The following is a 13040-nucleotide window of genomic DNA, read 5'->3' on the forward strand; positions in this document are numbered from 1 at the left end:
GTGGTGTTGCAACGAACCTACTGCGTGGTGCACGGCGGACAGCGCGAGAGGGGCCCGCGCTGTGCGCGCGGGCCCCTCTCGTCGGTCGTGCTCAGGCCGCCTTCTGCTGCTCCTTGCCGGAGCGCCACAGCTGGACGAACTCGCGAGTCAGCTCGCCGCTGACGGGGAGGTCCATGTCGTGGTCCTTCTTCGAGCCCCAGCCGAACACCGCGCCGTCGGCGACGGCGCCGTAGTTCGCGGCATGCTCGGCGGTCATGCCCGAGCCGAGCACGATCGGAGCGTCCTCGATCGCGTCCTTGATCTGGTTGACGCGCTCGATGCTGGCCGGCTCGCTCGAGTCGTGACCCGCGAGGATGATCGCGTCCGCGCCGCCCCGCTTGAGCATGTCGCCCGCGATGACCGGCACCGGCCGGTCGACGAGCGGCATCGCGTGCTTCGTGAGGAGGTCAGCGAGGGTCAGGATGTGCTCCCCGTCGATGGCCTTCTTGTAGCGCGCGACGGCGTACGCCTCGCTGTTGATGATGCCCTGATCCGTGACTGCTGCGTCGGTCAGGATGTTCAGGCGGATGAACTGCGCGTCCACCGCGGCAGCGATGCCGAGGGATGCCTTCCACGAGTTGCGGAGGATGTTGATGCCGAGCGGCACGTCCGTGTGGCGCGCGACCTCCCGCGCGACGACCGCGGCTGCCGCGACCGTCTCGGGCTCGGTGGTCATCGGGTAGAAGGGGTAGTCGTGGAAGTTCTCGACGAGCAGCGCGTCGACTCCGCCCTCGGCGAGCGTCGTGGCGTCCTGCACAGCGCGATCGATGACGTCGTTCAGCTTGCCAGAGAAGCCGGGTGCACCGGGGAGCGCCAGCATGTGGACCATGCCGAGGACGGGTGCCTTGCCGCCGAAGACGCCGTCGAAGCGGGCGCGGTAATTGTTGCTCATGGGTTGTTCTCCTCAGGGGGGCCAGGGCTGGACAGCCGTCGTTGACTGCCACCGCGGCGGTGGACTGGTGATGAGCACCATCGGCCCGAGGGCGTCTGGCGTGGCGAGAGGAGGTGCTCGAACTGCGCAGCGCTCCTCGCGTCACTTCAAATAATATTCGTAAGCGGGCGGATGTCAAGCGGTTGGAGGCGCGCTCGGGAACTACCGGTGGAGCAGCGGTCTCCCGCCGGGTCCCGAGCGCTTGTCAGCGAGGGCTCTCGCGATCGCACCGCCGAGTCGGACGTTGTTGCGGTACGCGGCGACATTCACCTCGAGGCTCAAGCCTTTCGTCGCCTGCTGGACGAAGTCGAGCAGGAACGGCGTGGTGTCCTTGCCGGTGATGCCTGCCGCGGCTGCAGCGCGTCGCGCATCCGTGAGCGCATGCGCCAGCAGATCGGGCTGCAGCTGCTCGTCCACCGGCAACGGGTTCGCGACGAGCAGTGCCGCGGAGATGCCGAGGGCGTCGCGGCTGACCGCGACGGCGGCGATCTGCTCCGGCGTGTCGACGGAGTGCTCGATGTCGAAGCCCGAGTCGGACACGAAGAAGCCCGGATAGTTGGTGGTGCGATAGCCGACGACCGGGATGTTCAGGCTCTCGAGGCGCTCGAGCGTCAGGCCGATGTCGAGGATGGACTTCACGCCGGCGCTCACGACCACCACCGGGAGGCTCGCGAGCGCGCGGAGGTCGGCCGACTCGTCGAAGGTCGTCTCCGCGCCGCTGTGGACGCCGCCGAGCCCGCCGGTGGAGAACACCGAGATCCCCGCCGCGTGGGCCGCGAAGGCGGTCGCGGCGACCGTGGTGCCAGCGTGGAGACCCTTCGCGGCGGCGATGGGAAGGTCGCGGATGCTGGCCTTGACGACCGGTTCGCGACCTTCGGCGAGTCGTTCGATCTCGTCCTCCGACATGCCGACCACGAGCTGGCCGCGCACGACGCCGACGGTCGCGGGCGTGATGCCGTCCGCGCGCAGCGCTGCCTCCGCCTCGATCGCCACCCGCAGGTTGCGGGGCCGCGGCAGCCCATGGGTGAAGATCGTCGACTCGAGGGCGACGACCGGCGCGCGCGCGGCGATTGCCGCTGCGACCTCGTCGGAGATGCGGGTGATCACGTCGATTCCTCTCTGGCTCCTGCAGCCCAAGCCTAGGAGCGGGTTCCGCTGCGGTCGCGGGATAGCGTTCGATCATGGGTTTCACGCTGCGCCAGGCCGAGGTCTTCGTCGCAGTCGCCGACACCCTGCACTTCGGCAGGGCAGCCGTGGGCCTCGGCATCTCTCAGGCGACCGCGAGCCAGGAGGTCAGGCGCCTTGAGATCGCGCTCGGCCTCACCCTCCTGCAGCGGTCGACGCGGTCCGTGACGCTGACTCCGGCCGGAGCGGCGGTGCTGGTCGAGGCTCGCAAGCTCCTGCGCGCAGCCGCAGCCGTCGCTGACCGAGCAGCGCTCTTCCGCGACGCGTACTTGAACCGACTGCGCATCGTCGCGTCGCCGAGCGCCGTGAACCTCCTGTTGCCGCGCGCGATCAAGGCGTCGGAATCCGTCATGCCCACCATCAGCATCGAAGAGGTTGCGGTCGAGAGCGGAGAGGTCTCGGCGGAGGTCGCCGCGCGCGGCGCCGACGTCGGCATCGGCAGGTTCCTAGAGGCGCCGGAAGGCTACGTCCACGAGACCCTCGGCGAGGAGCAGCTCTTCGTCGCGCTCAGCGATTCCCATCCGCTCGCCGGAGCGGCCGCGCTGCATCTGTCCCAGCTCCAGGATCTGCCGCTGCTGCTCTGGCCGCGCGAGCACGCACCCCGCTACTACGACGCGCTGCTGCGGCTGTGCGCCGACGACGGGCTCACACCGCTCGTCCTCGTGAGCCCCCCGCGCATCGTCGGCTCGCGGCTGTACCTCATCGCCGAAGCCCGGGCGTTCTCGCTCGTCCCGCAGTCGACGGTCCCCTTCTTGCCCGCCGGCGTGCAGGGCGTCGAGCTGTCACGACCGACGACCCTGCCCCTCGAGGTCATCCGCCGACTCCGCGACCCGCGCGAGCACGTCGCGAGCTTCCTCGACATCCTCCGCACCGAGGCCGGAAGGCTGCGCCCGGCCGCGCGCGGAGGCGAGTGATGCGCTCGCGAGCAGCACCGAGACGCCGCACGTCACGATGAGCGCCCACGTGCCGATGACGTAGCCCTGCGCATCCACGAGCGCTCCGACGAGTGCCGTCGCGAGCGACTGGCCGACGACGAGGCACGCCGACATCGACGCCATGACCGTGGTCTTGCGAGTGGCGGGCGACGCGGCATTGGCCAGGCTGAACAGCGCGACGAGCATCACGCCGATGCCGCAGCCCTCGACGAACAGGGCGATGCCGATGGCCGGCAAGGAGTCGAGGCTCGGCAGCAGTGCGACGGCCACGAAGGCGATCCCGCCGAACAGCAGCCATCGACCAGCGGCGCCGAAGCGAGGCAGCAATCGGCCCATGATGAGGGCCGACACGATGGAGCCGACGCTCATGACGCCGTACAGGAGACCGGTCGCGTCTTCGACCCCTCGGCTCTGCATCGAGCCCGTGAGTGAGGTGAGCGTCGCGCCGAACGCTGCCCCGACCAGGAGCATGCCCGCAAAGAACCACAGGAGCGTGGGGGAGAGCCGCTCGCGCCCGCCGCTGTTCGGCAAATCGCGCCGCAGCGCGAGCACGACGGAGCGGTGCGTCGCGAAGGTGATCACGATCGTCAGATTGAGCGCTGCTGCGACCACGAGCGGCGCCCACGATCCCGCCAGCAGCGCAGCCAGGCTGACCAGGATCGGACCGAGCACGAACGCCGCCTCATCGGCGACCGACTCGTGAGTCATGGCTCCCGTCATCGGTACGGACGCGGTCGGTGCGCCGCCGCGCTCGAGACCGGCCACCACTCTCGAGCGCGACATCGGAGCGACCTGAGGTGAGGTCAGCCCGATGGCTCCGGACGCCATGAGGATCACCGCGAGCGGCGCATCGGATGCGGCGAGGGCGACGAACGAGCCCAACGCAGCGGCATTGAGTGCTGAGAGCGCGATGAGCAGTCGCCGCTGGCCTCGTCTGTCGACCCATCCGCCCACGAAGGGCGCGGCGACGGCCGTCGCCAGACCAGCGGCGGCGGAGGCGAGCCCGGCGTCGGCGAGGGCATGGCCATAGCCGACCAGGGTCGTCAGCGTGCCGACGACGGTCATCGCGAACGGCAGCCTGGCGAGGAAGGCGATGAGCAGGAACCGCCGACCCATGACCGTCGTGATGGTGAGGGTCGTACTGGCGCGATGGCCGATCGGGGCGCTGGCTCGGTGGAGTGTCACGCTCGCCAGCCTAAGCCGGATTCATAGGCAACAACCGGCTTCTATTGTCGGATTAATCGCTTATCACAATAGATAAACGCTGCCGAGCCGGCGCCCACCGGCGACTGCTGGACGTCGTCCTCCACAGGCACAGGCAGCACGCGCGCGCCGTCGGCATCGCCTGCCGCATGCTCGCCCCGACAGGAAGGGAGGCGAGCATGCGGATGCTCGAGAGGCTCGTGCACGAGGAGGACGGCGCGGCGACCGCCGAGTACGTCATCGCCACGATGGCGGCGGTCGGATTCGCGGGGCTGCTGGTGGTGATCCTGCGCTCACCGGAGGTGCGCGCGATGCTCACCGACATGGTCGAGCGTGCGCTCACCGTGCAGTAGCCGGCGCGATCAGCGCGGCGAGCTCGGCGCGGTCACCGCCGAGCTCGCGGCAGCCCTGCCCGCCGCCGTGCTGGCGATCGGGATCGCGGTCGGGGCGGTCGCCGCGGCGGCGGGGCAGGTGGGGCTCGAGCAGTCCGCTGGCGCCGCCGCACGCGCGGCCGGCCGCGGCGACGACGCGGCGCGCTACGCCGACGGCGCGCGCCTCCAGCTCGAGCGGCAGGGAGAGCTCGTGTGCGCGACGCTGTCGAGGCAGGCGCTCGGCGGTGCGCTGACGCTCACGGCGCGCAGCTGCGCGCATGCGGGTGGGCGGTGATGTGGTCTCGACACGGCCCTGCTGGCCTGCTCGACGAGCTCGGCGCGGGCGCCGCGCTCGCGCTCGCGAGCGCCACCGGGGCCCTCCTGCTCGGCATGCTCGTCGTCGGCGCCGGCACCGCCTCGATCGCGCAGGCACGGGCGGCCGCGGCGGCGGATGCGGCCGCGCTCGCGGCCGCCGACGCGGTGGCCGGCTACGCCGACGGCAGCCCGTGCGGGCTCGCCCAGGCGGTCGCTGCGGCGAGCGGGGCGAGGCTCGACTCCTGCCTCGTCGACGGCCTCGACGCCCGCGTGACGACCGCCGTCGCGGTCGGCCCGCTCACCGCATCCGCCGCCGCCATCGCGGGCCCGCCCGCAGTGAGCGCACCATGACACCGTGTGTATTGTGGCGAGGCATGGCCCGGTCGGGCCGACAACCCCCGAAGAAGAAGCAGTGAGCGTGAGCATGGGCAAGAAGCTCGTCATCGTCGAGTCCCCGGCGAAGGGCAAGACGATCGAGCGGTACCTCGGCGAGGGATACCAGGTGCTGGCCTCCGTCGGCCACATCCGCGACCTCGTGAGCCCGCGCGACCTGCCCGCCGAGCTGAAGAAGGGGTCGTACGGCAAGTTCGCCGTCGACGTCGACAACGGGTTCGCGCCGTACTACGTCGTCAGCGACGAGAAGAAGAAGACGGTCGCCGAGCTCAAGCGCGCGCTCAAGGACGCCGACGAGCTCATTCTCGCGACGGATGAGGACCGCGAGGGCGAGGCCATCGCGTGGCACCTGCTCGAGGTGCTCAAGCCCAAGGTGCCCGTGAAGCGGATGGTGTTCCACGAGATCACCGAGGACGCGATCGAGCAGGCCAAGGACTCGATGCGCGAGCTCAACATGCCGCTCGTCGACGCGCAGGAGACCCGCCGCATCCTCGACCGCCTGTACGGCTACGAGGTCAGCCCGGTGCTGTGGCGCAAGGTGCGGCAGGGCCTGTCGGCCGGCCGCGTGCAGTCGCCGACCGCGCGCCTCATCGTCGACCGCGAGCGCGAGCGCATGGCGTTCGTCTCGGCCGGCTACTGGAGCCTGAGCGCGCAGTTCGAGGCCGCCGGTGCCCGCTTCGGCGCGCGCCTCGTGCGGCTCGACGGCGCCCGCGTCGCCACCGGCTCGGACTTCGACGACCGCGGCCAGATCAAGGGCGTGCGCACCGTGCTCGACGCCGAGGGCGCCGAGGCGCTCGCGACCGAGCTCGAGCGCGGCGACTTCGCGGTCTCCGGCGTCGAGTCGAAGCCGTACCGCCGCCGCCCGTCGGCGCCCTTCACGACCTCGACGCTGCAGCAGGAGGCGGGCCGCAAGCTCAAGCTCTCCGCGAAGCAGACGATGTCGGTCGCCCAGTCGCTCTACGAGCAGGGCTACATCACCTATATGCGCACCGACTCGCCGTCGCTGTCGGCGCAGGCCATCGCGGCGGCTCGAGCGCAGGCGACGAGCCTCTACGGTCCCGGCTCGATCCCTGCCGCGGCGCGGCACTACGCGGGCAAGTCGAAGTCGGCGCAGGAGGCCCACGAGGCGATCCGCCCCTCCGGCGAGGCGTTCCGCACGCCGCGCGAGGTGAAGGGCTCGCTCACGCCCAACGAGCAGCGCCTGTACGAGCTGATCTGGAAGCGCACGGTCGCGAGCCAGATGATCGACGCGACCGGGCAGACGGCGACCATCACGATCGCCTCCGGCAAGACCAGCCGCGGCATCGCCGAGTTCACCGCCTCCGGCACCGTCATCACCGAGCCGGGCTTCCTGCAGGCGTACGAGGAGTCGTCGGATGCTGCCAGGTACGCCGACGAGGCGGCCGACTCGCAGGGCGAGGCCACGCTGCCCGACGTCAAGCAGGGCGACCCGCTCGGCCTCGCGGAGCTCGAGCGCAAGGAGCACGCCACCACGCCGCCCCCGCGCTACACGGAGGCGAGCCTCGTGAAGGCGCTCGAGGAGCTCGAGATCGGCCGCCCCTCGACGTACGCGTCGATCATCGACACCATCGTGCGCCGCGGCTTCGTCACGCAGCGCGGCGGCGCGCTCGTGCCGAACTGGATCGCGTTCTCGACCATCAAGCTGCTCGAGGACAACCTCGGCGACTACGTCGACTACGACTTCACCGCCGAGATGCTCGCCGACCTCGACCGCATCGCCGACGGCGAGCTCGACCGCCAGGAGTGGCTGCAGCGCTTCTACTTCGGCAGCGGGGAGCGGCCCGGCCTGCAGAGCACCGTCGCCAACCTCGGCGACATCGACGCGCGCGCCGTCAACTCGATCCCCGTCGCAGAGGGCGTCACCCTCCGGGTCGGCCAGTACGGTCCCTACCTCGAGGGCACGGGCGCCGACGGCGAGGTCAAGCGGGCCAACATCCCCGAGGACCTCACGCCCGACCAGCTCACGCCAGAGAAGGCTGCGGAGCTGTTCTCGGCCGAGCCGGTGCAGGACCGCGTGCTCGGCCAGCACCCGGAGACGGGCCTCGACGTGGTCGTGAAGAACGGCCGCTTCGGCCCGTACATCGAGGAGTCGCTGCCGGTCGAGCTCGACGACGAGGGCAAGCCGGTCGCCCCCAAGAAGGGGAAGGCCGCGCCCAAGCCGCGCCGCGCATCCCTCTTCAAGACCATGGAGCCCGAGTCGGTCGACCTCGAGACCGCCCTCAAGCTGCTGAGCCTGCCGCGCGTCGTGGGCGTCGACCCCGAGTCGGGCGTCGAGATCACCGCGCGGCCCGGCCGCTACGGGCCGTTCCTCTCGAAGGGCACGGACACCCGCTCGCTCGAGGAGGAGGATCAGATCTTCTCGATCACGCTCGAGCAGGCGGTCGAGCGGTTCGCGCAGCCGAAGTACGGCGCGCGCAAGGCCGCGAGCGCGCTGAAGGAGTTCGACGCCGACCCCGTGTCGGGCAAGCCCGTGAAGGTGCGCGACGGCCGCTTCGGGCCGTACGTCACCGACGGCGAGACGAACGCGACCATCCCGCGCGGCGAGGACGTCGAGGGGATCACGTTCGAGCGCGCCATCGAGCTGCTGCAGCTCAAGCGCGAGAAGGGCCCGGCCAAGAAGCCCGTGCGCAAGGCGGCCGCGAAGAAGCCGGCAGCGAAGAAGCCGGCCGCGAAGACGACGGCCGCCAAGAAGCCGGCGGCCAAGAAGCCGGCAGCGAAGGTGAAGCCGGCGTCGAGCGCCGACGCGTCGTGACCGGCGCGTTCATCACGCTCGAGGGCGGCGACGGCTCCGGCAAGTCGACGCAGGCGCAGCTGCTGCAGGCGTGGCTCGAGGGCCGCGGTCGCACCGTCGTGCGCACGCGCGAGCCCGGGGGCACCGCGCTCGGCGTCGAGATCCGCAGGCTGGTGCAGCACACGGAGGGCCACGTCGCCCCGCGAGCCGAGGCGCTGCTCTACGCGGCCGACCGAGCCCACCACGTCGCCACCCTCGTGCGCCCGGCGCTGGAGCGCGGCGAGGTCGTGCTGCAGGACCGCTACCTCGACTCCTCCGTCGCGTACCAGGGCGCGGGCCGCGAGCTCGACGGCGCGCAGATCCGCGACCTGTCGCTCTGGGCCGCCGACGGCCTGCTGCCCGACCTGACGATCCTGCTCGACCTCGACCCGACCGCCGGCCGCGCGCGGATGGCGGCCCGCGAGGACGCACCGTACGACCGGCTCGAGGAGGCGGGGGAGGCGTTCGCCGAGCGCGTGCGCGCGGCGTACCTCGAGCTCGCGGCGGCCGAGCCCGACCGCTTCGCCGTGGTCGACGCATCCGGCACCCCCGACGAGGTGCACGAGCGCGTCGTGTCGCACGTGCGTGCGATGCTCGACGCTGACCGCTGATCGGCCGATGACGGCCACGGACGAGGGGATGCGGATGGCGACCGGGTGGGATGCGATCGTCGGGCAGGCCGACGCCGTCGCCCAGCTGCAGCGCGCCGCGGCCGTGGACCCGGGATCCGACGACGAAGGCGACCGCTCCGGTGCGATGACGCACGCGTGGCTGCTGACCGGCCCGCCGGGGTCGGGCCGCTCCAACCTCGCCTATGCCTTCGCGGCCGCGCTGCTGTCGCCGCCGTCGGGCATCGATGAGCGCGTGGCGACCCTGGTCGAGGCCCGCACCCACCCCGACCTCGTGACGCTCTCGACCGAGGGCGTGCTCATCACGATCGCGCAGGCCCGCTCGGTCGTGCAGCGCGCGTCGCTCGCGCCGTCGAGCGCCCGCTACCGGGTGATCGTCGTCGAGGACGCCGACCGGATGGCGGAGCGCACGTCGAACGCGCTGCTGAAGGCTCTGGAGGAGCCGCCGCCCGAGACGGTGTGGATCCTGTGCGCGCCGAGCGAGGCCGACCTGCTGCCGACCATCCGCTCGCGAGTCCGCACGCTGACCCTGCAGGTGCCCGACCCGCGCGAGGTGGCGCAGCTGCTCGTCGAGCGTGACGGCGTCTCGCCGGAGGTCGCGGAGCGCGCGGCGCGCGAGGCGCAGAGCCACATCGGCATGGCGCGCAGGCTCGCGACGAGCGACGAGGCCCGCGCGCGCAGGGCCGAGACGCTGCAGATCGCCATGCGGGTGTCGACCGCGGCGTCCGCGGTGCTCGCCGCCGCCCGCTACGTCGAGATCGCCACGGCCGACGCCGATGCGCTCTCCGCCGAGAAGGACGAGGCGGAGCGTGCGCAGGCGCTGCACCAGCTGGGGATCGAGCCGGGCGGCACCGTGCCGCCGGCGCTCCGCCGTCAGCTGAAGGAGCTCGAGGACGCGCAGAAGCAGCGCGCGAAGCGCGGCATGCGCGACGGCGTCGACCGCATCCTCGTCGACCTGCTCTCGCTCTACCGCGACATCCTCATGACGCAGCTCGGCGTCGGTCGCGAGCTCGTCAACGAGGCGATGCGTCCGACGGTGCTCGCTGCCGCGGACTACCTGCAGCGCGCCGCCGTGATCGACGTGCTCGACAGCATCCGCGTCGCGCGCGAGCGCATCGAGGCGAACGTGCCGCCGGTGCTCGCGCTCGAGGCGATGCTCGTGCGGGCGGCCCGCGCGGCGCAGCGCCGCTGACCCTGCCTCGAGGCACCCTCGTCGTCGGTGCTTCGTCATAGCCGCGACGCGTACCGTTGGCGGCATGCCCCGCACCCGCCGCCGCCTCGCAGCCCTGGCAGCCGTCGCCGCGACGGCGATCGCGCTCAGCGGGTGCGTCGTCCTGCCGTCCCCGCCGCCCGCGCTCGCCCAAGCGCCGACCTGGCTGCCGACAGGGGAGGACGTGGCGCCCGGGCTCGAGGGCTACTTCGAGCAGGACGTCGACTGGCAGCACTGCGGCGACCAATGGTGCGGCACCGTGCGCGCGCCGATGGACTGGTTCGCCGTCGGCCCAGAGTCGATCGATCTCGCCGTCACCATCGCGCCGGCGACCGGTGAGCGCCGCGGGGCGATCCTCTACAACCCTGGCGGGCCCGGCGCATCCGGGGTCGAGTACGTGCAGCAGTACGCCGACTACCTGCTGCGTCCAGAGGTGCGCGAGCACTACGACCTCGTCGGGTTCGACCCCCGCGGCGTCGGTGCCTCCACGCCCATCTCCTGCTACGACGATCCGCGCGAGCTCTACGACTGGCTGTGGCAGATCCCGGAGGGGCCGCAGCCCGAGCCCCTCAGCGACGAGGACCTGCAGCGCCAGCTCGAGGACGCCCAGTCGCTCGGGGCGTCGTGCCTCGAGCACACGGGCCCGATGCTCGAGCACATCGGCACCGAGCAGGTCGCGAGCGATCTCGATCTGGTGCGGGCGCTGCTGGGCGAGCCGAAGCTCAACTACCTCGGGGTCTCGTACGGCACGCTCATCGGAGCGACGTACGCCGACCTGTTCCCCGAGAACGTCGGCCGGTTCGTGCTCGATGCCGCTGTCGCGCCCGACTCGACGGACTTCGAGGGCACGCTCTACCAGGCGGCGGGCTTCGAGCTCGCGTACGGCAACTTCGTCGCCGACTGCCTCCAGCAGGAGGGATGCCCGTTCTCGGGCACGCAGGCGGATGCGCTGCAGCAGACGCGCGAGCTGCTCGACCGGGTCGACGCCAGCCCCATCCCGGTGGCCGACGGCCGCAGGCTCGGATCGAGCGCGCTCTTCACCGCGATCGCGGCGAACCTCTACGCCGAGGTCCAGTGGTCGACGCTGCGCGAGGTGCTCGCGGATGTGGCGGCGGGCCGCGGCGAGACGGCGTTCGCCGAGGCCGACGAGTACTACGGCGTCAACCCCGACGGCACGTTCGCCGACAACTCCCTCGAGACGCTGATCGCCGTCAACTGCCTCGACTACCCGGCGGTGACCGGCTTCGACGAGGTGCGCGCGAACGCCGAGCAGATCATGGCGGCCGCTCCCACGCTCGGTCCCGACTTCGTCGGCCTCGGCAGCTGCGCGGGCTGGCCGTTCGAGGCGACTCGCGAGCCGCACGCGATCACCGCGCCGGGCGCCGACCCGATCATCGTGATCGGCGGCATCAACGATCCCGCGACGCCCTACCAGCAGGCGGTCGACCTCGCCGCGATGCTCGAGTCGGGCGTGCTGATCTCGGTGGATGCGGAGGGCCACGGCCAGTACTTCACCGGCAACGAGTGCGTGGACCGACCCGTGAACGAGTACTTCCTGACCGGCACTGCGCCGACCGGGCAGGTCGACTGCTGAGTGCGGTCGGACGCCCACGCGAGTCGTCGTGCGCGGGTGGGATGCGCTATGATCGTTGATCGTGCCTCGGCACGCCGCCTTAGCTCAGTCGGCAGAGCGATTCACTCGTAATGAATAGGTCCGGAGTTCGATTCTCCGAGGCGGCACCAGAACGGACTCCCGCAGTCACCGGATGTGCACCGGTCGCTCGCGGGAGTTCGTCGTTCGCCTGGCTTCAGCTCGTGCCGGTCGTCTGCCGCCTCCGGCCGCGCGAGCCGCTTGTCCTCCGCAGCCTGAGCTCGGTGCTGAGCCGACGGTGGCCGGCCACCGCGACGATCGCCGCAGCGGCCGCCGTCCACACGGCCGCCATCGCCCAGAACGCGTTGTCGTAGTGGTCGACGCCGAACGTCGGCATCAGGAACTTCATCGAGGTGTTGACCGCTGCGTGCATCAGGATGACGAGCAGCAGACTGCCCCCGGTGCTGTTGTAGACCCAGGCCAGCACGACCGACCACGCGACGACTGCGATGAGATAGGGGACAGGCTCGCGCTCGCCCGCGTCGGAGATGAGCTCCGGCAGGTGCCAGACGGCCCAGACCACCCCGAGCAGGACGGCCGCGGTGAGCGCGGAGCGATCGCGCTGCAGCATCGGCAGCGCATAGCCGCGCCAGCCCGGCTCCTCGAAGAGCCCCACGATGGCTGCGGTCGACAGCAGCGTGACCAGCAGCCCGCTCCAGTCCGTGTAGGCACTCCAATCCGGCGACGGTGCTCCCCCTGCCACGACGGCCGCAGCGGCCAGGCTCGTCAGCGCGAACGGACCGAGCACGGCGATCGCGTACCACAAGGGATGCACGCGCCAGCGGGCGAGCTGCTGCAGCAGGCCGCCGATCGCGCGCCAGCCTCCGACGAGGGCGGTGACGACGAGCGCCGCGATCGTAGGACCGAACGGCACCATGGGGCTGCTGTCGGGCTCCAGCAGCACGAACGGCCACACGGCCCACGACAGCAGGAACGCCAGGGCGAAGAAGAGCGAGAGCTGATGCCTGGCGGTCCAGCCCTCGCGAGGGGCGTTCCCACCGCGCTCGGGCGACGGAGCGGACGACGACGCTGTGGACGACATGTCGGCGACTCTCCCTGTGCTCGCACCGGTTCCTGTCGACGACTACCGTCCCGCTTCCGCGGCCCGTGCACCACGGGTGAGTTCCGCCCACGCGGGCGTCCGCGTCACCGTGTCAGCGGCGCCGCCCTCTGCCGCCGATCCAGCTGAGCGCCGTGCTGAGGATCGAGCTCCGTCCGCCGTTGCCGGCAGCCGGTGAGCCGGTGCGGCGCGGCGTGCCCATGCCGCGCTTGGCGCCGCCACGGCCGGCCTTCGGAATGGCCCTGCGGAGGTTGGAGAGGAAGCTCATCGTGCACACTCCTTGGTCTTTGCGGTCATCGGGTGCCCGGAGGCTACCGGGCTCCCGTC

Annotated in this window: 12 protein-coding genes, 1 tRNA gene and 1 pseudogene; 9 read left to right on the forward strand and 5 right to left on the reverse strand. The window is 71.5% G+C overall.

Annotation, left to right across the window (positions count from 1 at the left end; all coding sequences use genetic code 11):
* Window positions 1-91 precede the first annotated feature (91 nt).
* Both ACLQ21_RS07445 and ACLQ21_RS07450 read right to left on the reverse strand, forming a co-directional pair.
* Entirely contained in the window at window positions 92-931 is an 840-nt protein-coding gene (locus ACLQ21_RS07445; protein WP_425662619.1) for a BtpA/SgcQ family protein, read from the reverse strand.
* 201 nt (window positions 932-1132) lie between these two features.
* On the reverse strand, window positions 1133-2077 hold the full coding sequence (locus tag ACLQ21_RS07450; RefSeq protein ID WP_425662620.1) for a pseudouridine-5'-phosphate glycosidase: 945 nt from the start codon (window positions 2075-2077) through the stop codon (window positions 1133-1135).
* A gap of 74 nt (window positions 2078-2151) precedes the next feature.
* Between ACLQ21_RS07450 and ACLQ21_RS07455 the strand changes: the two genes are divergently transcribed.
* The gene (locus ACLQ21_RS07455; protein WP_425662621.1) at window positions 2152-3069 is read left to right on the forward strand and encodes a LysR substrate-binding domain-containing protein; all 918 of its coding nucleotides are present in this window, start codon (window positions 2152-2154) and stop codon (window positions 3067-3069) included.
* A gap of 12 nt (window positions 3070-3081) precedes the next feature.
* Here the strand turns inward: ACLQ21_RS07455 and ACLQ21_RS07460 are convergent.
* Window positions 3082-4206, reverse strand: a pseudogene (locus ACLQ21_RS07460) (MFS transporter); the annotation flags it as partial.
* A 266-nt stretch (window positions 4207-4472) separates the two neighbouring features.
* Here ACLQ21_RS07460 and ACLQ21_RS07465 point away from each other — a divergent pair.
* From ACLQ21_RS07465 to ACLQ21_RS07500, 8 genes are all read left to right on the forward strand, one after another.
* Window positions 4473-4646, forward strand: a complete 174-nt coding sequence (locus tag ACLQ21_RS07465; protein ID WP_425662622.1) for a DUF4244 domain-containing protein — start codon at window positions 4473-4475, stop codon at window positions 4644-4646.
* Window positions 4627-4959 carry a TadE family type IV pilus minor pilin gene (locus tag ACLQ21_RS07470; RefSeq protein ID WP_425662623.1) on the forward strand — a complete coding sequence of 111 codons (333 nt, stop codon included), beginning with the start codon at window positions 4627-4629 and terminating at the stop codon, window positions 4957-4959. The genes ACLQ21_RS07465 and ACLQ21_RS07470 overlap by 20 nt, the downstream gene beginning before the upstream one ends.
* A complete protein-coding gene (locus tag ACLQ21_RS07475; protein WP_425662903.1) occupies window positions 4959-5330 on the forward strand; it encodes a helicase in 372 nt (123 codons plus the stop codon). The genes ACLQ21_RS07470 and ACLQ21_RS07475 overlap by 1 nt, the downstream gene beginning before the upstream one ends.
* A gap of 73 nt (window positions 5331-5403) precedes the next feature.
* Window positions 5404-8145: a type I DNA topoisomerase gene (gene topA, locus ACLQ21_RS07480; RefSeq protein ID WP_425662904.1), complete on the forward strand. Its 2742-nt coding sequence runs from the start codon at window positions 5404-5406 to the stop codon at window positions 8143-8145.
* Window positions 8142-8774 (forward strand): dTMP kinase, encoded by a 633-nt coding sequence (gene tmk / locus ACLQ21_RS07485; protein ID WP_425662624.1) that lies wholly within the window; start codon window positions 8142-8144, stop codon window positions 8772-8774. Before topA ends, tmk begins: the two co-directional genes overlap by 4 nt.
* Before the next feature lie 7 nt (window positions 8775-8781).
* Window positions 8782-9984, forward strand: a complete 1203-nt coding sequence (locus ACLQ21_RS07490; RefSeq protein ID WP_425662625.1) for a DNA polymerase III subunit delta' — start codon at window positions 8782-8784, stop codon at window positions 9982-9984.
* 64 nt (window positions 9985-10048) lie between these two features.
* Window positions 10049-11596, forward strand: coding sequence for an alpha/beta hydrolase (locus ACLQ21_RS07495; protein ID WP_425662626.1), 1548 nt, complete (start codon window positions 10049-10051; stop codon window positions 11594-11596).
* 73 nt (window positions 11597-11669) lie between these two features.
* Window positions 11670-11745, forward strand: a tRNA-Thr gene (locus tag ACLQ21_RS07500).
* 65 nt (window positions 11746-11810) lie between these two features.
* On the opposite strand, the gene ACLQ21_RS07505 is transcribed toward ACLQ21_RS07500, so the two are convergent.
* Window positions 11811-12695 (reverse strand): CPBP family intramembrane glutamic endopeptidase, encoded by an 885-nt coding sequence (locus ACLQ21_RS07505; protein WP_425662627.1) that lies wholly within the window; start codon window positions 12693-12695, stop codon window positions 11811-11813.
* Window positions 12696-12807: 112 nt separating this feature from the next.
* Complete coding sequence (locus ACLQ21_RS07510; RefSeq protein WP_425662628.1) at window positions 12808-12981, reverse strand: hypothetical protein; 174 nt, start codon at window positions 12979-12981, stop codon at window positions 12808-12810.
* Window positions 12982-13040: the final 59 nt, after the last annotated feature.

It is taken from the genome of Agrococcus sp. DT81.2 (genome assembly GCF_049844935.1).
In the GTDB taxonomy this organism is placed as follows: Bacteria; Actinomycetota; Actinomycetes; order Actinomycetales; family Microbacteriaceae; genus Agrococcus.

Coding starts and splice junctions, on each gene's coding strand:
- ACLQ21_RS07445 (WP_425662619.1), bottom strand. CDS start 931: ATGAGCAACAATTACCGCGCCCGCTTCGACGGCGTCTTCGGCGGCAAG.
- ACLQ21_RS07455 (WP_425662621.1), top strand. CDS start 2,152: ATGGGTTTCACGCTGCGCCAGGCCGAGGTCTTCGTCGCAGTCGCCGAC.
- ACLQ21_RS07465 (WP_425662622.1), top strand. CDS start 4,473: ATGCGGATGCTCGAGAGGCTCGTGCACGAGGAGGACGGCGCGGCGACC.
- ACLQ21_RS07475 (WP_425662903.1), top strand. CDS start 4,959: ATGTGGTCTCGACACGGCCCTGCTGGCCTGCTCGACGAGCTCGGCGCG.
- topA (WP_425662904.1), top strand. CDS start 5,404: ATGGGCAAGAAGCTCGTCATCGTCGAGTCCCCGGCGAAGGGCAAGACG.
- ACLQ21_RS07490 (WP_425662625.1), top strand. CDS start 8,782: ATGACGGCCACGGACGAGGGGATGCGGATGGCGACCGGGTGGGATGCG.
- ACLQ21_RS07495 (WP_425662626.1), top strand. CDS start 10,049: ATGCCCCGCACCCGCCGCCGCCTCGCAGCCCTGGCAGCCGTCGCCGCG.
- ACLQ21_RS07505 (WP_425662627.1), bottom strand. CDS start 12,695: ATGTCGTCCACAGCGTCGTCGTCCGCTCCGTCGCCCGAGCGCGGTGGG.
- ACLQ21_RS07510 (WP_425662628.1), bottom strand. CDS start 12,981: ATGAGCTTCCTCTCCAACCTCCGCAGGGCCATTCCGAAGGCCGGCCGT.